The organism is Chryseolinea sp. H1M3-3, assembly GCF_029360725.1.
Classification (GTDB): Bacteria; Bacteroidota; Bacteroidia; order Cytophagales; family Cyclobacteriaceae; genus Chryseolinea.
In genome coordinates this window covers 131,045-151,325 of the sequence record NZ_JARKMY010000010.1, presented here as the reverse complement: position 1 = coordinate 151,325, position 20,281 = coordinate 131,045, and the positions used below count along the sequence as shown (strand labels likewise).

Below are 20,281 nucleotides of genomic sequence, written 5' to 3'. Positions count from 1 at the left end.
GACTGTAGCGCCAAATTGAATAACAAAAAGTACCGTTCGCGTATACTTTTTATTCACTGGTTCTTAAACGATAACCGTTAGAATCTGAACAATCTCAGCTAAGTTGTGTTTAAGAAATGTTATGAAAGTCCCTAAACGTTACACCAGGAGAATATTTATTTCAGACGTTGCAAGTAAAATTGGCTTAGGAGTTCTCTTTTCACCTGCCATATCATCATGTCATAATAAAAAAACCGCCGATAAAAACGACCTTCAAATAATGGAAACAAAAAAGAATAAAAGACTAGGAATTGCACTGGTCGGTCTTGGTAAATATAGTACGGAACAGCTAGCGCCAGCGTTGAGCCAAACAAAGTACTGTTATCTCGCAGGGGTGGTGACCGGTACAATTGAAAAGGCAGACAGATGGCAAAAAAAATATGACATTCCAACGACGAATATTTATAACTACATAAACTTTGATGACATCAAAAACAATCCTGATATCGACATCGTGTATGTTGTTCTGCCCAACGCCCTTCATCGTGAATATGTAATACGTGCGGCTGAAGCTGGCAAGCATGTTATTTGCGAAAAGCCAATGGCGCTAACCGTTGACGAGTGTGATGAAATGATTGCAGCTTGTAAAAAAGCCGATCGGTTATTATCAATTGGATACCGATTGCATTTTGAACCACATAACCAGGAGATGATGCGATTGGGCCAGCAAAAAATATTTGGCGGTATTTCTAAGATGGTCGCTGAAAATGGATTGAGTGAAGTGGAAGGATGGCGCTTGGATAAACAGCTTGCAGGGGGAGGACCGTTGATGGATGTAGGGATCTATTGCGTTCAGGGCGCACGTTATACCACAGGCATGGAACCGATTGCCGTTAGGGCGCAACAGGAAGTAAAGAAAGATGACCGGAAGTTCAGAGAAATTGAGGAATCGTTAACCTGGCAAATGGAATTTCCGGATGGGTTAATTGCCGAATGCAAAACCAGCTACAGCGAAGAGTTTAACCTCTTAAGAGCTGAAGCCAATAAAGGGTGGTTTGAATTGTCCCCAGCCTATGAATACACCGGCATTAAGGGCAGAACCAGTAGTGGGAAAATGGACTTTCCGCAAGTGAATCAGCAGGCTCGGCAAATGGACGATTTTGCGCTGGCTATCCTGAATAACAGACCTACGCCTGTGCCTGGGGAAATGGGCAGGCAAGATGTGAAAATATTGCAAGCAATTTACCAGGCTATGGAGACCGGTAATCGCATACCATTAACTGAAGAATAAAGCCTCCAACACACACGAAAGGGATAGTTCGTATAAAACCGTTCTTACTTTTAAAGCATAATTGTGGGGAAAGAAAATGAATCACTATTTTTAGCTAAACAAAACTATCCCTATGATGAAATTAATTCTTTCCCTTTTTGTATGTTGCCTTGTGAGTTCTACATTATTAATGGCACAAACAGCAGACGAGAAAGCGGTCGCCGCCGCGGTTGAAAAACTTCGTAAGGCAATGATTGCCGCAGATAAAACTACACTCGAGGGTCTGGCGGCCGAAGAGTTAAGTTATGGGCATTCCAATGGTCTGGTAGAAAACAGATCTGAGTTTGTTAATCAATTTTTGACAAAGAAAACAGTCTTCTTAGATAATCTTACTTTTTCTAATCAAACCATTCGGATTGTGGGAAATGATGCAATTGTAAGGCACCGGTTAACTTCGGATACCAACAACAGCAATGTTCCAGGAAAAGTCGATATATTAATCCTCATGGTTTGGCAGAAACAAAACGGTGAATGGAAATTATTGGCAAGACAGGCTGCTAAAGTCCCTCCAAAAGTTTAAAATATTTTTCAGGAAAGTGGTTTGACGGGTAAGATGGTACTTTCGTCGATCTAACAGACAAAATCCAGCGCTTCTGTATTTATACGGAGGCGTTTTTATTTTCCGACAAAATATCTTTGCGCCCCGAAATATTAAGGGTTAATGAAAAAGAAAATCAAAAAGCATTTTCGCAGGGTGCGCTACATTGTTTACAGGGAAACATTAATTGACTACAAGGAGCATCTCTTTACGTTTTTAGGTTCATTCACAGGTATTGGACTTATCGGATTGCTAAACAGCAGACATTTAAAAGCGCATGACAATATGTTTTTAATCGGGTCTTTCGGCGCTTCCTCCGTACTGATTTATGGCATAATAAACAGTCCATTTTCACAACCGAGAAATTTAATCGGAGGTCATCTTATCAGTGCGGTTGTTGGAGTTACCATCCATAAAATCATACCCCATGAGTTGTGGCTTTCTTGTGCAATATCTGTGTCGCTTGCAATTGTCTTGATGCAAATTACCAAAACATTACATCCTCCGGGAGGGGCTACTGCGCTGATTGCCAATCTGGGCTCAGAAAAAATTCAAAGCTTAGGATATTTATATGTGCTAAGTCCGGTGCTAACAGGGGTGCTAATCCTACTATGCGTAGCGTTAGTGTTTAATAACCTGACTGATCATCGGGATTATCCTTCAAACAAAAATTGGTACCAGGTTTGGAAGCGGTATAAAAAATAACCAGAAGACAAGTTTGTCTAAATCCTTGATACATACGCAAAAACTTCTGCAGGTTTCAATTTTATTAAACTCACCACTCGTTTTTATCCCATGGAACCATGGCCGATTTTATTGACAAAAACAACCGGACTGTGAATTCCGGATTTCAATCTCCTTGATTTATTAAAGTTGCCTTTCTAATTTGTACAATATCATGATATTGTATTATGTACGATCTTATTCTTTCCAATGTCTCGAAACACATTCACTTGACAAGGGAAGAAACGTCATTGTTCATTTCTGTGTTGAAGCATCGAAGGATTCGGAAACGTCAGTATTTACTTCAGGCTGGCGATATCAATCAATATGAAAATTTTGTAACGAAGGGATGTCTGCGTGCCTATACTGTTGACGCACAAGGACAGGAACATATAGCGATGTTTGGTTTAGAAGGTTGGTGGATTTCAGATTTATACAGTTTTCTTACCAACACACCTGCCACCCAGCACATTGATGCATTAGAAGATAGTGAAGTTTTTTCAATCGAAAAATCAGATCTGGACCGGCTTTATGATCAAGTTCCAAAGTTCAATCGATTCTTTTTGAAGCTCCTGCAAAATGCGTTTGTAGCCCATCAAAGGAGAATTCTTGCTTCTATTAGCCAAACAGCGGAAGAACAATACCTTGACTTTATCTCCAGATATCCTTCTATCGAACAACGTGTTCCCCAAAGCCAAATAGCATCGTACCTTGGTTTATCTCCCGAAACAATCAGCCGCATTCGCAGAAATCAGGTATCAAAATAAGTTCTTGATTTAGATCAATAGTCTTTCTTGCGCTAAGTCAATGTGTAGGAAGTTAACGTCATTCAATTTTGTGTGTAACAAAAACACAAAACAATGGAGACAATCGATCAAAAAATTAAAGAATTAAACGCATTAGTAACCAGTGGGAAATTAATGGAAGCCTTTGAAAAATTTTATCATGAGGATGTACAAATGCAGGAAAATGCCAATCCCCCCGTGGTCGGTAAAGTGGCGAATCGAAAACGCGAACTTGAATTTTTAAGTAATGTTTCTGAATTCAGAAATGCTTCAGTTAAGGGGGTAGCTGCAAACGGAAATCTCTCTTTCGTAATCTGGAGTTATGATTATACACACAAGGAATGGGGAGAGAAAAACTACACCCAGGTTTCAGTTCAGCATTGGCAGGATGGACAAATCATCAAAGAACAATTTTTCTATGGCAATTAATTAAGATAAAACGAATTATGAAGACAGGAAACACAATCGACATTACCTTATTGCTAGTAAGAATAATTTCAGCTGCAGTAGTCGGGGCACATGGCGCTCAAAAATTATTAGGCTGGTTTGGGGGTTATGGTTTTGAAGGAACCGTGGGATTCTTTACCCAAACATTCGGACTACCATACATTTTCGCATTTCTAATTATTTTGACAGAAAGCATAGGGATGATCGCGCTTCTCGCTGGATTATTCAGTCGCTTATTAAGTACTGCTATTATTCTGATTATGCTTGGCGCCATTGTTACCATGCATGGGCAATTTGGATTTTTTATGGATTGGTCGAATAATCAAGGAGGAGAGGGCATTGAATATCATTTGTTGATGATTGCATTGTCTGGTGTGATTGTGCTAAATGGCCCTGGGGTTTACTCTATGGATCTCCTGCTTCTTCGAAAGCTTCCTAGATTCAGCCCTTTGATCCGTTAGGATGGAAAGAATTTCTAAAAATACTTTGCGTCTTTTTAAAATCCCATCGTCTTTATGACAAACAAAAGAGATGGAAACATTACAAAACCTCCCTGTGGCAATCATTGGCGCAGGACCTGTGGGATTAGCGGCGGCCGCTCACCTGACTTTAAGAAATCAGCCTTTTATTTTATTTGAGGCAGGCAAGACGGTGGCATCAAATGTACTTACCTGGAAACATGTTCGGATATTTTCCCCTTGGAAGTATAACATCGATAAGGCGGCGCGTGAATTACTTTCTGCCCACGGTTGGGTGAGCCCAGAAGAAGGATTGCTTCCTACTGGAGAAGAAATTTATTCGAAATATCTGAAACCACTTTCTGAAACAGTACACATAAAACCCTTTCTTCACTTGGATAGTCGCGTTGTGTCCGTAGGCAGAAAAAATCTTGATAAGATGAAAACATCTGGCAGGGAAGCATTGCCCTTTGTAATTCAGGTGTTGCACGATGAAAAGCTGATAAAACAATACGAAGCAAAGGCAATTATTGATACCAGTGGCACTTGGTCAAATCCCAATCCAATCGGTTCAGGAGGAACTTACGCGGCGGGTGAAATTGAAAACGGCGATAAAATATTCTATGGTATCCCTGACGTTATGGGTAGGTATGCTGAGCGGTATAAAAACAAAAATGTACTGGTTGTAGGCAGTGGACATACTTCTATTCAAGCTATTCTTGAGTTAGATAAACTCAAGAACAAATATCCGAATACAGAAATTCACTGGGTACTGCGCAAAGATTTAAATCGTGTATATGGAGGAAAAGATCAGGATGCATTGGCAGCCCGTGGCGCGCTGGGGGTGCAAATTGAAAACTTGGTGCTGGAGGAAAAAGTGAACGTGTACACGCCGTTTCAAATTCAGCAGATTTTATCTCGTAATAACAAACTTGCAGTTATAGGGTACCAATTGGATGAACAAAAAATGTTGCCACCCATGGATGAAATTATAAGTGGCACAGGTTCAAGGCCGGACTTCTCGTTTCTTCGGGAAGTCAGGTTAAGCATAGACCCAGGGTTAGAAAGTGTTTTGGAAATTGCTGAGCTCATCGATCCAAATATTCACAGTTGTGGAACGGTGAGACCTCACGGCGAAAAAGAGTTACGCCATCCCGATAAGGATTTTTATATTGCAGGATCAAAAAGTTATGGACGAGCGCCCACGTTTCTGATGGCAACTGGATATGAACAAGTACGTTCTATTGTTGCTGCAATTAGTGGGGATATGGAAGGAGCACAGAAAGTGGAACTTGAGCTACCCGAAACCGGTGTTTGCAGTACCGATTTTGAAAATAATTCGTGTTGTGGCGCTACGCGATCAAAGCAACGTGTAAATAAAAAAAATGATGCGCGACAGGTTTCGTGTTGTTCATAAATGAATAGTAAAACGAATTCTACATTTCAAGCTCCGATATTTTCAGCACTTGCTTTAGCATTTGCCAGCTTTGGCGACGCTTTCTTATATCCATTTTTGCCCCTTCATGGTGAACGATTGGGAATGTCTGTCGCATGGATTGGAATTCTACTTTCCATCAACAGGTTCGCACGAATCTTCACAAATGCGTTAATCGCGCGTGCATGCGCCACATTTGGTTTTCGTTCAATTACAATTATCGGAGTAGCAGTTGCCATCATTTCAACTGCCGGATATGGATTTGCCACGGGAATTTTTACCTGGGTTTTATTTAGAATAAGTTGGGGACTTTCGTATTCGGTGCTTCGCATCAGCGCAATTTCATATTCGTTGGATCACGAGCGTCAAGGGTTTTCGTTGGGCTTAAGTAAAAGTGTTCAGGAAGCAGGACCAATGATTACATTAATCGTTGCACCACCGCTCTTATTTCAATTGGACACGCAAATAATATTTTATATTCTGGCTATAGCCTCCTTGCCAGGACTTTACTTCGCATTTCGCCTTCCGCAAAAGTTTAGTGAAACAACGCCCTTTACCTTTAAACGATTTGTAAAAATTCCATCTACTTTTAATCTCTTAACATTCTGTTCGGCAATCTTAGTAGAAGGAATAGTGGTGGTAACGTTAGGTATGTTGTTTTTAAAATACAATGACAGCATTTCGATATTGTCAGCTAGTATACTTGCAGCGTCTTACTTGGGATACAGACGAATTTGTTTGATCACATTCTCACCATTTGGTGGGTGGATTGCCGATAAGTATGGCCTTGAAAAAGTATTTGTGATTTCGGTTGTAATGGTTCTCGCAGGAATGACTTTTCTTACAGCGGGGTTTATCGAACTTGGAGCTATTGTCGTCTTTGCATTTTACAGCATTCTATCGGCTTTGACGCCCGGAGCTGCCTCAGCGAAGGGAAAGCATTCCCTTGACGCAGTATCCGAAAATGCGACCTGGCGTGATATCGGTGCTGCCTTAGGAACGTTAACGGGCGGGTTGTTATTGGAATCGGATTTTATTATTACCGTATTGCTGAGCGGGACTGTTCTTATGGCTGTATTATTTTTGTATTACGCGAACGTCACAAATAAGGCATTTAAGCAATTGATGATATGAAAGTAGGAATGGTATACAATCAATTTCGACAATCGCTACTAAACTATATCAGTAGTAAAATTCGGTCCAAGGAGGATGCAAAGGACATTCTTCAAAGTGTATTCGCTAAAATAGCATCGAACGTTAATACACTCGCAGAGAAGCATCACATTCAACATTGGTTGTTTACGGTTACCAGAAATGCGATTATTGATTATTATCGGGTCAATGCCTCAAAAAAAAATCTGTCATGGGACGAAGGCACGGCTTTAAATCTGTTTGAGGAAGAATCAAGCGATCCAACAAAAGGACTTGATCAATGTCTCCATGGTATGATTGATTTGTTGCCGGATGATTATAAGCACATTGTAATCGATGCGGAACTCAACGGCATTAAGCAGAAAGACCTGGCCGTAAAATATAACATGCCTTATTCATCTTTGCGTTCACGGGTACAGCGCGGTCGTGAACGATTAAAGGAGCTGTTCCTTGAATGTTGTCATATTGAAACAGATATACGGGGAAATATTATAGAAAGTCGTTCAAAAAATTCATGTGCAAATTCTTGCGGCCTCTGTTCAGAAGATTGACTTATTTTTTCCTCCAGGCTGCATCATTTTAAGATTTATTCGTCTTTAACATTGAGATCAGGATTCACCGAAGGGCTGATCGCAAGTTGATTCCGTTGCACCGGTGTTAAAAAATTTTACAATCCAGTGTGACGGTACGAGTAATTTAAAACAAAACTAAATGCATAGATTATGGAGACTCAAACACTGAACCTTCCAATGGTAACTAAGTTCCAGATCGGAAGTCAACCCAATCAACACAGTACAGCGAACTCAGGATCTTGTTGTACGCCAAAAAAAGAGACGACTGCCTGTTGTTCGCCAAGTCAATCGGCAGAAGAGAATGGCGGCGCTTGTTGCGCGCAACCCGTAGATGGTTCCGCCTGCTGCAATAAGTAATAAAATAAGAATAGTTGTACAAGTGCAAGTTAATGCACTCGTACAACTTTCAACACATGAAGTTACTGACATGTCTTGGCACATGATGATGGCGTTGATTTGATTTTTACTTGCTCTGTTAATTGAGGTCTGGCAAAAATTTCTCGCGCTTTTTTATGCCACTCCTCTTTAACTTTTTCAAAATCATTCAAGAATTTTTTATTTTGAAAAAGCTTGTTCACAACCTGCCGTGCTAAAATCCTGGATGCTTCAGCATCGGACGGATAGTGGACGCCGATGATTTCGCGGGAGTGCGCCATATCGTAAGCGTCTTTTAAAAACACGTCGGTAAATTCTGGCGCAAGTTCCTGATAGATATAAGCGTTAATATAGGAGTTCGCCGCATGACCGCTGGGATAGGCGGCCCAATTGGTGTTTTCTAAATTGTTGATCGACGGTTCAAGAATATAAGGACGAACCCGCAAATATTTATACTTGTATCCCCAAATAAAATAACTTGCATCGCGCCAAACGTTGGCAATAAGATCGGCAGTTAATGGAAGGTCTTGCGGATTAAACCATGTTCCTATGGAGCGCCCGACAAAAAATAGATTCCGACGAAAGATGCTGTATAATGAATCCTCGGCTTTTATACGAACGTTATAGAAAACACCGGCCATATGAAGACTGCTTTCAATCGATCCTTCTGATCGTTGTTGTTGAAGTTTTAGTAAATAATTTATCTCCGCGCGGGTTTGTTCTGAACTATTTGCGGGAGGGTTAGGTATTTTAAAATCGCTTAAATCAACGTCTTGTAAGTAATAAGGTTTGAGGTTACGGGCCCGTTCGGCAGCCGCAGCATTCAATGGAAATTTTTGTTTGTCAATTTCTTCCCCTTGACTTTTGGGATCATATGCAGCGAGATCTTTATAGTGTCCCCTGGAAGGTGATAAGGGCCTTACATACTGGTCAGATTGAGCATTCAAGTAGGAGTATGCAAACAGGAATCCGAATACAAAAAATATCTTTTTCATGTTATGTGAATTTAACCGTTTGACGGAAAACGGTTAAAATTGACGCAACACTAACATTCCTTCTTACAGCAACATGGAATTCGATTTTCACACATGATAATGTTTCCGTATGCATCAACTTTGATTATATAAAGCGCTTCTACTTTTTCCTTTAAAAGTTTACGTGCACGCTGCACACGAGATCTTGCACCTGAGTAGGAAATATTCAATCGTTCAGCAACTTCATATTGCGATAGGTTTTCAAGTTCCGTAAGCTTAAGTGCATCGCCGTATTTCTTTGGTAACGTTTCTAACAACACATTGAGACAATGGGCTACACAATCATTGAATTCATGTTGTGAACTTTCCCAATTGATATCTACAGGCTGAATAAGAGTGGCACGTTTTCTAAAATGATCCATCACCACGTGTCGGGTGATGCGGTAGATCCACGCGGATAATTTTGATTTATCCTTTAATTGTGGAAGGTTAGTTTGAACCTTTATGAAAACCTCCTGGACCAGGTCTGCGGCCAGTGCTTTATCTTTTACTTTTCGATAAATGAAATCCCTTAGTTCCTTCTGAATGTGATTCCACGTTAGTAAGGCATCTGTTTCCATGCTTCGATATTTTTTATCAGACGGAAAACAAGCTAAAATGACGCAAGTTTTGTGATTTTTTTGATGTCAACGGTCTTTACAAACGATCACATTTCCGTAAGCATCGGTTTTGATGATTAACATTTTATTTAGTTTTTCTTTCAGCATCTTTCTGGCGCGTTGGACTCTCGATTTGACGCCGGAATATGATATTCCCAGTTGTTTTGCTAAGGTAGTTTGTGATAGATTGTCAATATCGGAAAGCTGAAAAGGCACCCGATATTTTTCCGGAAGTGAAGGGATTAGTGCTTTTAAACAATTTGCAGCACATTCGTTATAATTCGAACTATCATTTGCCCAATCAATAGTTGATACTTCTATGGTTTTTGACGCTTGGCGATAATGATCAATAATGCTATTGCGTGCAATTTGGTAAAGCCATGCCACTAACTTATTATCATCTTTTAGTTGGTTGCCATTTCTTCGCGCTTTCAGATAAACGTCATGGACGATGTCGTCCGCTAATGCTTTATCCTTTACGCGTTTGTAAACAAACTCTTTAAGTTCCCTATGAAATATGCTGACCTGAGCGTCTGTCATGATGATCTTATATCGTAATATTACGATATACTAAAAAAGAAGTTTCGAAAGCGGTTCATTTAAATTCCAACAGTTTGACTTCTTCTTTCATAAATTAAAGTGTTGCGCCATTTTCCATCCAGCTGCGCAATACGTTCGCGATACCCAATAAGTCTGAAACCGGCAGATGAATGAAGTTTACAGCTGGCGATATTCTCTGGAAAAATTGAAGCGTACAAAGTCCAGATACCAGCCTTTTCGCTTTCGTCAATTAAATGATTCATCATTAATTTTCCGATTCCCATACCGTTAGATTCAGGGTGTATATAAATCGAAACTCCTACGACACCCCGATAAACGTGACGTGCAGAAACAGGCATAAGTCCGGCCCACCCGACAACATTACTTTGGCGTTTAGAAACCCAAAGCAACTGTGGATAAAATTTTTTGATCCAGTTGTCGAAATCTGGAGCTTCTGTTTCAAAAGAAGCGTTCCGTGTAAGAAGTCCGAGCCGGTAGATGTCTGCCACGACAGGCCAATCTTTTTCTTCAAAATTTCTTATTTCGATGTTCATTCATTTCCTCATTTGAAATTATAATTGTGACATGACTTACCGCGAATGAAACGGATTATTAGTAGGCAAGTTAGGCTAAAAGCAAAAGGCAATTGGTATTTTTGATTTTGTACTTATGGAAATATTTCTAGCCAGTGTCATTGCTTTTGCAACCACCAATATTGATGACATATTTATCCTCACGCTGTTTTTTAGCAATCCCAAATTCAAAGTAAAATATATCGTCATAGGTCAATATCTTGGAATTATCCTGCTAGTCGCTTTAAGTTTTGTCGGTTCATTCATAGGTCTTGTCATTGATGTTAAATACATCGGTTTATTGGGCTTGATTCCAGTTTATATCGGGATAAAGGGAACGATGCGCTTATTAAAACAAGAAGGTGCGGAAACATCCGACGTGGGAAGCAAATTACAAAATGATATGGCGGCCGATTATACACAAGCAGTTTCAGTGGCGGGTGTAACAATCGCGAACGGCGGAGATAACATCAGTATTTATATTCCGCTTTTTGCCACCCTCGCGATCAGCGACAAAATCGCCATGTCGGTTATATTTTTAATGATGACAGGACTTTGGTGTTTGATCGCCCATTACTTAAGCAAGCATCCCATGATCAAAGGATCAGTCGAAAAGTACGGCCACATTGTAACGCCGGTAGTTTTTATATTTCTGGGTCTTTACATCATGTACGAGAGTGATACATTTAGTCTGATTTTTTATAAATAATTTTTATTCTGATTTTCCCTTGCCTCAGTTCTGTATCCCTAGATTTTAGAATAATCGCGACGGTATAAAGGCTTTAGAATGCAGAACAAAACCTGATAATTAAAAGAGGCACAAACCGCACACACAGGAATTTTTTGAGGGCCTTCCAAGCAGGAGATAAAAAAATCTTGGAGTACCAATATCCAGAAATTCCTCATTCGAAATGGCCCGAAACGGCTTTTTTATTTCGAATCAAGCTATCCAAGCTATTACAGTTGCTAATCCTTTTTTGAATTTTAATTATTTTCTCTTTAGTTTGGTAGAGCATTTTACCGATCCAAAACCTTGAGACAACTTTTCTCTATAGCGTTTACTATCCTGCTTCTCTTGAACGTGATGGGATATTACGGCGTGTTTCTCGGTCTTCAGTATAAGAATGATCAGGATATGCTTCAGCGACTTGATGAGAATAACTATTCAGATTCAGAGACCGTCACCATTAAGATCCCTATTTCAATTCCTTACGCAATGGAGTCGGAAGGCTTCGAACGCGTAGATGGAAAATTCGAACACAACGGCGAATTCTATCGGCTTGTTAAACAAAAATTGTCTAGCGATACCCTCTATGTTGTCTGTGTAAAAGACCATCAGAACAAGCGTATTGACGATGCGATGACTAGCTTTGTTAAAACATTTACGGATAAGCCCGTCGATAATCACTCAAGTTCTAAAATTGTAATCTCGTTTATTAAGGACTATATCCCCCAATCCTTCACAGTTCAACATCTTACTGCAGGATGGGAAACGGACGTTGTCAAAGAATCTTCTTGTAGTGTTTTAAAATCTTCTTTTTATCCCTCCATTATTCATCCGCCTGAACGCGGTTAATTGCTAAGAACGCTATTCTGACAGAACATTCGGTTCACGATTTTGAGAAAGTATTCATGTTTCAAATCATTACCCTCATGGTCTTGACAATGAAACACAATTGAAGCTGTACTCCGTCGATGTTTGATCAGGTTGTTAGTAGTAGGAAATGACAACTGACATGTGTTTGGGTTTGTCAGTTGGATTCCGATCGTTCTGCTAAACGTAGTGAGGCTTTGGGTTAAGCTCATTGCTTTTAAACCTCATCATCATTCATAGTAATTGTTCTTTTTAGAATGGGCTCTTGAGATTGGAATAAGTCCATCAGCATTTGGGTTTGCTGATGGACAATTTCAAACTCAACTCCATCATCGATGGAAATCTCACTTATTCATTCACTTTTGAAAAGGACCCGCTGGTATTTGGGTTGCCAGTGGATCCTGATCAACCTCCAACATCTCAAGATCGGATGTCTCTGATCACTTGATAAAAATGAAACGGTCCGCTGGCTAAAGGTTTGGGTTACCAGCGGATCCCGTTTCTAAATTCCACCTCTAACAATTTATTGACTTATGCCTTATATATCAGTTGAAGAGCACCTTCCGGGAATTACCGGGTTGCTCGAATACCGAAAAGATTCTGCTCAGCCTATTCGTGAATTAACTCAACTTCTGTTGCGTGGTCCCTCTACGTTAACGGAAGGTGAACGCGAACTTATTGCTACGATCGTTTCACACAACAATGAATGTAGATTTTGTACAACTGCACACACAGCGGCTGCAGATTTATTGCTGGGAGAAAGTGACACCGCCGCTAAAATAAAACAGGATATCGAAAGCGCTCCTGTAAGCGAAAAGATGAAGGCCCTTCTGACCATTGCGCGTCAAGTGCAACAAAGCGGTAAACATGTTACGGAGGCTTCTATTCAACGCGCCAAGCAAGCAGGCGCAACAGATATGGAAATCCATGATACGGTTTTAATCGCTGCCTTATTTTGTCTTTACAACCGTTATGTTGATGGCCTTTCCACTGTAGCACCTCAAGATCCTGCATTTTACAAAGGGCTTGCTGATCGAATCGTTAACCATGGGTATACACGCTTGCCACAAGGTTACGATCATCTGAAAAAGAAGACGCATTCTTAAAAAATCAAACCAACTTAAACCGACCAACCTATACTCTATGAAAAGAATTTTACTATTTGTCTTTGTATTTGCACTCTTCAGGATTTCATTCGCGCAAAATATTGAAATTTCAGGTACCATTACTGACGCTGAAACGAAAGAAGTTATACCTGGTGCTAACATTATCATCAAAGGAAAACTAACCGGAACGGTAACAGGCTCAAATGGTGCATTCAACTTAACTACCGTAGTAAAGCTACCGTTAACAATTATTGTTTCAGTTGTTGGTTATGAAAAACAAGAGTTGGAAGTAAGCGATACCAATCCAATATCCATGGCCCTTTCTCCGGCCACGGAAATTATGAATGAAGTAGTTTTTTCTGCATCGCGCGTAGAAGAAAGTATTTTAGAATCTCCCGTCAGTATTGAAAAGCTGGACACGAAAGCAATTCGGGAAACACCATCAATAAATTTTTATGATGGCCTCCAAAATTTGAAAGGTGTTGAAATGGTCACCAGTAGTTTAACGTATAAACAGATTAACGCACGTGGGTTTAATAGCACTGGTAACGCGCGTTTTCTGCAACTGGTGGACGGCGTCGACAATCAAACACCCGGGTTAAATTTTGCCGTAGGAAATCTCTTTGGTTCTTCTGACCTGGATATGGAAAGTGCTGAACTTATCCCAGGTTCTGCCTCCGCATTATATGGCCCCGTTGCTTTTAACGGCGTGCTCATGATGCGGACAAAAGATCCTTTCCTGTATCAAGGGTTAAGTGTTCAAGCCAAAGCCGGTGTTAATCACATTAATGAAGAATATGCAAATCCACATGGCGTATATGACGTTGCTGTTCGATACGCTAAAGCATTCAACAATCGTTTTGCTTTTAAAATTAACGCCGCATATTTAACTGGGTTAGATTGGTACGCTACAAATTATGTAGACATCGATGGTCAAACTCCTGTTGAACAACGGGGTGATAGCAATCCTGGAAGAAATGCCCTGAATATATATGGTGATGAAGTAGCCCGCACGTTGAATGGAATAGGCCGGGTTTCACGAACGGGCTATGAAGAACGTGAACTCATGGATTACGATGTCAACAGTTTGAAACTAAACGCTGCATTGCATTATCGTATCAACGAGAATATGGAATTAGTTTATGGATACAACGTTGGAAGAGGTAAAGCTTCCTATACCGGCAGTAATCGATTCTCACTCAATAATTTTGTTTTGCAACAGCATAGATTAGAGTTGAAAGGAAGTAATTATTTTCTCAGGGCCTATTCTGTCGTTGAAAACTCGCACGACTCTTACAACGCCAGAGCTTTGGGTCAACAAATCAACAGAACGTGGGTGCGTGACCTGAATGGAAATATTGTACCAGCAAATCAAGCCGATAATATGTGGTTTACCAGGTACATCGAAGCATATGCTGGAAATATCGGTGGTATAACTGCTGCAAATCACGCTGCTGCCAGAGCTTTTGCGGATGATGGCAGATATTTGCCGGGTTCTACTGCCTATGAAGCAGAAAAAGAAAGGTTGGTCAATATCGATGGGCTGAATGGCGCCGGAGTTTTTAGCAACAGTAAGTTTTATCATGTTGAGGGACAGTACGACTTTAGTCGTTTCATAAAAATATTTGATTTGCAGGCGGGTGGAAATTACCGGATGTACGACATGTTTACAAATGGAACATTGTTCGATGACCGAGATCAAAAAATTACCATTAAGGAAGGCGGTGTTTTCCTTCAAGTCTCTAAAAGGTTATTCAATGATAAGTTGAAGCTGACCATTTCTGACAGGTACGATAAAAATGAAAACTTCAAAGGTCGTATGACACCGCGTGCCTCAGCCGTTGTAACAATAGCAAAGCTGCACAATTTCAGAACCTCATATCAGACAGGATTCAGAAATCCTACACCCGTAGATCAATACATTAAACTTAATGCAGGCCCTATTACAATTTTAGGTGGTGTTCCGAATAATAGTAGAGGGATGGATGTCTATGAAAATTCTTTCACTGCATCTTCTGTGGGTGCGTTCGGTGGAGCCTTTGGCGCTGCTGTTGGAAGTGGAACTCCTCCTGATCAGGCTATTATGAACAATAAAGAACTGCTTCAGAAATCTAGTGTTCCCTATATCAAACCAGAGCAAATCAAGACCTTTGAGATTGGGTATAAAAGTTTGTTGTTTAACAAATTATTGATCGATGCAAATTATTATACAAGCAACTATACCGATTTTATTTTAAATACCGTAGTATTAAAACCTCAGAGTTCCGTTCTCGCCGGCGATGGTACAATTAATCCCGCAGCGGCAGGTGATATTTTGAATGGAAATGTGCAGGCCTATCAGCTTTATACCAATGCGGAGGACGAGGTTTCTGCACAAGGCGCGACACTGGGCATTACCTATTTATTTTCGCATGGATTTTCTTTAGGCGCAAATGGCACGTGGGCTGAATTTGATATTAAAGATGCTAATCCGAATAATGTTCCTGCGTTCAACACCCCAAAGTTCAGAACCGCGGTTACATTTGGTAACAGTGACGTTTATGAGAATATCGGCTTCAATGTAGCATGGCGCTGGCAAGATGCATTTGACTGGGTTGGTTCATTTGCTGAATTAAGACCGGGAAGAATTGATGCTTATTCCATTGTAGATGCGCAGGTAAGTTACAAGCTGCCGTCTATCAAATCCGTTGTAAAGCTAGGCGCTAACAATGTATTCAACAAGCAAGTGTTTCAGGCTTATGGCTCACCTTCTATCGGAGCGTTATATTATGTCAGTTTCACTTTCGACCAATTCTTACGAAGATACAGACCAACTTGGAAATGGCTGCTGTAGATCAGGTAAACACTGAAAAGATCAGTGTTTACCTGTGGATCACTTTTGGAATTTGTTTTTTAGGCAACATTCTCGGAGGAACGATCTCCACCTTGATGTCAGTCTATTTGCCGGTCGTCGTTAAAACACTGTTGGGTGATGTGGGAGCCGAACTGAATTATGTTAGTGCATACATCAACGCATTATTTCTGGTGGGCTGGGCGCTGGGAGGTTTTTCATGGGGAATGATCAGTGATAAAATCGGAAGAGCGAAAGCCCTGACGTTGTGCATGGGTTGTTATGGACTATTCACCGGCCTGATTCATTTTGCTTCCACTTGGGAGCAGGTAGTTGTATTAAGACTGATTTCTGGTTTTGGGGTCGGCGGCGTGCTTGTAATCTCAGCCACATTTTTGTCGGAGATCTGGCCCAAACGTTCGAGATCAATCATGATCGGAATAGTTTCAATCGGATTTCCTATCGGCGTATTTTCTGCAGGACTTACTAACTATATAGTTTCCGACTGGCGGCAAGCTTTTCTCATGGGTTTTATTCCTTTTTCGATTTCAATTCTTTCCATATGGTTGTTGAAAGAATCGGAGCGCTGGCGGGAATCAAAAAAATCATCGGCATCCATGGACGTGAAATTTACTGAAGATGTCAAATCAGATTTATTTAAAGGGGCTGTGATTTTTGGTACGATGCTTATCGGCCTGTGGGCGATTTTTTCCTGGTTGCCAACCTGGGTTCAAAGTCTATTAACGGATTCTGATGGGCAGTCAGAAAGAGGTTTGACGATGATGTTACTCGGTGCTGGCGGATTGAGTGGTGGTTTTTTTTCTGGATGGATATCCAATGCGTTAGGTGTTCGAAAAGCGATGATGCTTTGCTTTTTAGGATGTGGTTGTATGGCCATTTTATTATTTAAGTTAAACACATCCTTCTCAAAACTCATTTATATTGAAACAGCAGCCTTAGCGTTATTTTTTGGTATAAGCCAGGGGCTGTTATCGATATATATACCACAACTATTTCCTGTACACATTCGTGCAACGGCAACCGGGATTTGTTTCAATGTAGGAAGGCTAGTTACCGCAGTGGCTGTGTTTTTTGTAGGCGCGCTGGTCATTGCTTTGGGCGGATATGGTAATACCATACTCACATTCTCAACGGTGTTTGTCATTGGCTTTGTAACATTATATTTCGCAAAAGATAAAACTTCTAAATAAGATGGCTCATATCAACGTACCAGACGGTGTTCCAGGAATAAGAAGTTTGGTGATGTATCGACCTGATACCGGTAAGCATTTATATGACCTCGCACATGTGTTGTTAAGGGAACCCTCGCCGTTAACGCCTGCCGAGAGAGAACTGATTGCAGCTTATGTTTCTTCCCGGAATAATTGTATATTCTGCATGAGTAGTCACGCTGCTGCGGCACGCGAACTTTATCGTGATGACCGTCATGTGGTGGATTGTGTAATCGGTAATCTTGATGAAGCACCTGTGAGTGATAAGATGAAAGCGCTCTTAAACATTGCAGGAAAAGTGCAGCGAAACGGTAAGGAAGTCACCACGGATGATATTCTGAAAGCACAGCAATATGGCGCAGAAGATCGGGACATTCATGATACTGTTCTGATCGCGGCAGCATTTTCAATGTTTAATCGTTATGTTGACGGCCTTGCAACCCTGACACCGACAGATCCCAAGGTGTATGAAGAAATGGGCAGACGCATGACGACAATCGGCTATGTTTTACCTCAACCTGCCAAATAATGGCGCATATAAATTTACCTGAAGGTTTGCCGGGCATTCGCGGCCCAATGGCATTCAGACGGGACACCGCGAAGCATTTGAATGATCTGGCGGAAGTCCTTTTGAGAAGCGAAAACTCCCTGACACGCGGTGAACGTGAATTGATAGCGACTTATGTTTCCTATCTGAATGATTGTTTCTTTTGCCAGAACGTACATGGTGGATTGGCGCAACATTATTATCAATGTGATACACAATTCATTGATGCGGTTAAAGCAGATATGCAGTCGGCACCGGTTTCACAAAAAATGAAAGCGCTATTATCTATAGCAGAAAGTGTACAAAAGGGCGGTAAACAAGTTACCCCAATTCAAATTGAAACGGCAAAATTACTCGGCGCAACGGAACGGGAAATCCATGATACTGTTTTGATAGCAGCTGCTTTTTGCATGTTTAATCGTTATGTAGATGGCTTGAATACGTGGGCGCCTGCAGACCGCGAATTTTACATCAACCGAGCGAAGACCCGTGAGGAAGAAGGGTATTCAAACTATAATCCATATGATTGATTACAATTACTTACATTTTTTTAGGAACCCCCCGAGTTAAGAACATTATGAAAAAGCTATTTTATTTCGGCTTGCTTGGATTAGGGTTGTTGGAAATATTGAAGGTGTATTTCATTATGCCGATGCCAGGTATTAGTCAACAGATCGAAAGTATCGATGTCGCCTATTTTATCCATACCTACCGTTGGTATTTTAGAATTGCTTTTGGGATCATGATCCTTGCAGGCGCTACTTCTGCCTTTCGTATTAAGAGGTCGTGGCTTCCTATGCTGCCATTGTTGGTAGTTGTGGTGATTGTGTATTATTTCAACTTTAAGATGACTGCTGAGGCGATCTTTCACGAGCCGGAAAAACTTGCTTTTCACTCCAAAGGAGAATATTTATTGGGCGACACTAGCTTGCTCATTGCTGTGGCTTACAAAGGCGAAGCAAAGGCTTACCCAGTCCGTTACATTGTGTATCACCATCAGGTGCGTGACACTGTCGGAGGAAAACCTGTGATGGTGACGTATTGCAGTGTATGCAGATCCGGCCGTGTTTTCGAGCCCGTAGTCAATGGGAAACCTGAGAATTTCCGGTTAGTAGGGATGGATCATTTCAACGCTATGTTTGAGGACACCTCTACAAAAAGCTGGTGGCGGCAAGCTACCGGAGAGGCAGTCGCCGGACCGCTAAAGGGATCAGTTCTTCCAGAGATTGAATCCATACAAGTTTCTGCCGGTAAATTTTTCTTAATGTATCCTTTCGGTGTGATAATGCAGGCCGATCAATCTTCTACCCGTTATTATGATTCACTGGCGCGGTTTGAGCGTGGGAAAGGGAAAAGTAAATTAACGGGTACAGATAGTCTGTCGTGGAAAGAGAAATCGTGGGTAATAGGCATTCAAATCGATAACACAAGCAAAGCCTATGACTGGAATGAATTGAAAGAAAAACGAATAGTAAATGATAAAATTGGAGATGTTCCAATTGTGCTGGTGTTGTCTGAGGATAATCAAAGCTTTGCTGCTTTCGAACGACCATCGGAATCCGAAATTTTTTCTATTCAACAGGATACGCTACGTTCGGGAAATGCTGTCTATGATTTTGCTGGAAAACGGTTGGCTTCCGAAGCTGAGTCATTGAAGAGAATTAATGCCTATCAGGAATTTTGGCATAGCTGGCGGACGTTTCACCCCGAAACTGAGCGGTAAAAAATATTACAAAGAGGCGCCGAATTTTGCGCCTCTGTATTTGAAAATTTTATTTGGTGATGGTGAGGTTAGCAAAATCGCCATTCAACCCGCCATTCCAGAATCCGATTAATCCATCTTTTCTTGAATTTAGTTTTTCAACAGTGAGAGAAGGTGTGGATGCATTGTTAACAAACACCGCGATCTCTTTTTCACCCACGACAATTTTCGCATGAAACCAATCGGATCCCTTTGGGGCTGGGTCCACGGCCTTTTCATACATCCCATTTTTTTCATCTCTTAGCTTATGCCATGGAAACTCTGGTTCACTTACATATTGGACTGCATGTATTTTCCTGACAGGATCTGCCGCCCGGAAATTAAAAGGACGAAAATAGACCACATCGGTGGTGATGGTATCCACGCCATGGAAAGCAATCCCAATAAAGCTTTTTTGGAACTCATCCTTTCCCCGTAAGTCAACTTCAATGGTGCCAGTGGAGAAGTTTATCCCTTTGAGCCACACAACACCGCTTAAGGAAATTCCTTTCTTGTCACCGTCCGTTAGTGGGACTACTTCCCGGTTGTTTGTAATTAATTTCTTTTCTTTAAGGAGTTGCTGAAGATCAAAGTTTTGTTTTTGAGCATATGACGTAAGCGATGTAAGCAAAAGTGTCGCCATGAATAGTTGTTTGTTCATAATGGATTTAGTTAAAATGTTTGTCATTTTG

Annotated in this window: 22 protein-coding genes; 17 read left to right on the top strand and 5 right to left on the bottom strand. The window is 40.9% G+C overall.

The genetic code is table 11. The features are described 5' to 3' along the window. The first annotated feature begins 121 nt into the window (after positions 1-121). From P2W71_RS17565 to P2W71_RS17525, 9 genes are all read left to right on the top strand, one after another. On the top strand, positions 122-1,270 hold the full coding sequence (locus tag P2W71_RS17565; RefSeq protein WP_276372616.1) for a Gfo/Idh/MocA family oxidoreductase: 1,149 nt from the start codon (positions 122-124) through the stop codon (positions 1,268-1,270). Between the two features lie 112 nt (positions 1,271-1,382). Continuing rightward, positions 1,383-1,829: a nuclear transport factor 2 family protein gene (locus P2W71_RS17560; RefSeq protein ID WP_276372615.1), complete on the top strand. Its 447-nt coding sequence runs from the start codon at positions 1,383-1,385 to the stop codon at positions 1,827-1,829. Between the two features lie 141 nt (positions 1,830-1,970). Then, positions 1,971-2,552 carry an HPP family protein gene (locus tag P2W71_RS17555; RefSeq protein WP_276372614.1) on the top strand — a complete coding sequence of 194 codons (582 nt, stop codon included), beginning with the start codon at positions 1,971-1,973 and terminating at the stop codon, positions 2,550-2,552. Positions 2,553-2,758: 206 nt separating this feature from the next. Further along, positions 2,759-3,337 carry a Crp/Fnr family transcriptional regulator gene (locus P2W71_RS17550; RefSeq protein WP_276372613.1) on the top strand — a complete coding sequence of 193 codons (579 nt, stop codon included), beginning with the start codon at positions 2,759-2,761 and terminating at the stop codon, positions 3,335-3,337. 93 nt (positions 3,338-3,430) lie between these two features. Beyond that, complete coding sequence (locus P2W71_RS17545) at positions 3,431-3,784, top strand: nuclear transport factor 2 family protein (protein ID WP_276372612.1); 354 nt, start codon at positions 3,431-3,433, stop codon at positions 3,782-3,784. Positions 3,785-3,801: 17 nt separating this feature from the next. Then, positions 3,802-4,263 (top strand): DoxX family protein, encoded by a 462-nt coding sequence (locus tag P2W71_RS17540; protein ID WP_276372611.1) that lies wholly within the window; start codon positions 3,802-3,804, stop codon positions 4,261-4,263. Positions 4,264-4,333: 70 nt separating this feature from the next. After that, entirely contained in the window at positions 4,334-5,677 is a 1,344-nt protein-coding gene (locus P2W71_RS17535; protein ID WP_276372610.1) for an NAD(P)-binding domain-containing protein, read from the top strand. Next, positions 5,678-6,829: an MFS transporter gene (locus P2W71_RS17530; RefSeq protein ID WP_276372609.1), complete on the top strand. Its 1,152-nt coding sequence runs from the start codon at positions 5,678-5,680 to the stop codon at positions 6,827-6,829. Beyond that, a complete protein-coding gene (locus tag P2W71_RS17525) occupies positions 6,826-7,398 on the top strand; it encodes a sigma-70 family RNA polymerase sigma factor (protein ID WP_276372608.1) in 573 nt (190 codons plus the stop codon). Before P2W71_RS17530 ends, P2W71_RS17525 begins: the two co-directional genes overlap by 4 nt. A gap of 440 nt (positions 7,399-7,838) precedes the next feature. On the opposite strand, the gene P2W71_RS17520 is transcribed toward P2W71_RS17525, so the two are convergent. From P2W71_RS17520 to P2W71_RS17505, 4 genes are all read right to left on the bottom strand, one after another. After that, positions 7,839-8,789: a phosphatase gene (locus P2W71_RS17520; RefSeq protein WP_276372607.1), complete on the bottom strand. Its 951-nt coding sequence runs from the start codon at positions 8,787-8,789 to the stop codon at positions 7,839-7,841. A 50-nt stretch (positions 8,790-8,839) separates the two neighbouring features. Then, positions 8,840-9,388 carry a sigma-70 family RNA polymerase sigma factor gene (locus P2W71_RS17515; RefSeq protein WP_276372606.1) on the bottom strand — a complete coding sequence of 183 codons (549 nt, stop codon included), beginning with the start codon at positions 9,386-9,388 and terminating at the stop codon, positions 8,840-8,842. Positions 9,389-9,454: 66 nt separating this feature from the next. Further along, positions 9,455-9,967, bottom strand: a complete 513-nt coding sequence (locus P2W71_RS17510) for a sigma-70 family RNA polymerase sigma factor (protein WP_276372605.1) — start codon at positions 9,965-9,967, stop codon at positions 9,455-9,457. Between the two features lie 59 nt (positions 9,968-10,026). After that, positions 10,027-10,521, bottom strand: coding sequence for a GNAT family N-acetyltransferase (locus tag P2W71_RS17505; RefSeq protein ID WP_276372604.1), 495 nt, complete (start codon positions 10,519-10,521; stop codon positions 10,027-10,029). A 115-nt stretch (positions 10,522-10,636) separates the two neighbouring features. Here P2W71_RS17505 and P2W71_RS17500 point away from each other — a divergent pair, with 115 nt between their 5' ends. The 8 genes from P2W71_RS17500 to P2W71_RS17465 all read left to right on the top strand — a co-directional run bounded on the left by P2W71_RS17500 (position 10,637) and on the right by P2W71_RS17465 (position 19,571). Then, a complete protein-coding gene (locus tag P2W71_RS17500; RefSeq protein WP_276372603.1) occupies positions 10,637-11,248 on the top strand; it encodes a cadmium resistance transporter in 612 nt (203 codons plus the stop codon). Between the two features lie 324 nt (positions 11,249-11,572). After that, a complete protein-coding gene (locus tag P2W71_RS17495) occupies positions 11,573-12,115 on the top strand; it encodes a hypothetical protein (protein ID WP_276372602.1) in 543 nt (180 codons plus the stop codon). 551 nt (positions 12,116-12,666) lie between these two features. After that, positions 12,667-13,239: a peroxidase-related enzyme gene (locus tag P2W71_RS17490; protein ID WP_276372601.1), complete on the top strand. Its 573-nt coding sequence runs from the start codon at positions 12,667-12,669 to the stop codon at positions 13,237-13,239. A 37-nt stretch (positions 13,240-13,276) separates the two neighbouring features. Further along, the gene (locus P2W71_RS17485; RefSeq protein ID WP_276372600.1) at positions 13,277-16,072 is read left to right on the top strand and encodes a TonB-dependent receptor; all 2,796 of its coding nucleotides are present in this window, start codon (positions 13,277-13,279) and stop codon (positions 16,070-16,072) included. Then, the gene (locus P2W71_RS17480) at positions 16,060-17,280 is read left to right on the top strand and encodes an MFS transporter (protein WP_276372599.1); all 1,221 of its coding nucleotides are present in this window, start codon (positions 16,060-16,062) and stop codon (positions 17,278-17,280) included. Before P2W71_RS17485 ends, P2W71_RS17480 begins: the two co-directional genes overlap by 13 nt. A 1-nt stretch (position 17,281) precedes the next feature. Then, on the top strand, positions 17,282-17,830 hold the full coding sequence (locus tag P2W71_RS17475) for a peroxidase-related enzyme (protein WP_276372598.1): 549 nt from the start codon (positions 17,282-17,284) through the stop codon (positions 17,828-17,830). Further along, positions 17,830-18,378 carry a peroxidase-related enzyme gene (locus P2W71_RS17470; RefSeq protein WP_276372596.1) on the top strand — a complete coding sequence of 183 codons (549 nt, stop codon included), beginning with the start codon at positions 17,830-17,832 and terminating at the stop codon, positions 18,376-18,378. The genes P2W71_RS17475 and P2W71_RS17470 overlap by 1 nt, the downstream gene beginning before the upstream one ends. 47 nt (positions 18,379-18,425) lie before the next feature. After that, a complete protein-coding gene (locus P2W71_RS17465) occupies positions 18,426-19,571 on the top strand; it encodes a DUF3179 domain-containing (seleno)protein (RefSeq protein ID WP_276372594.1) in 1,146 nt (381 codons plus the stop codon). A gap of 49 nt (positions 19,572-19,620) precedes the next feature. Here the strand turns inward: P2W71_RS17465 and P2W71_RS17460 are convergent, their stop codons facing one another. Beyond that, positions 19,621-20,250 carry a hypothetical protein gene (locus P2W71_RS17460; RefSeq protein WP_276372592.1) on the bottom strand — a complete coding sequence of 210 codons (630 nt, stop codon included), beginning with the start codon at positions 20,248-20,250 and terminating at the stop codon, positions 19,621-19,623. Between the last annotated feature and the right edge of the window lie 31 nt (positions 20,251-20,281).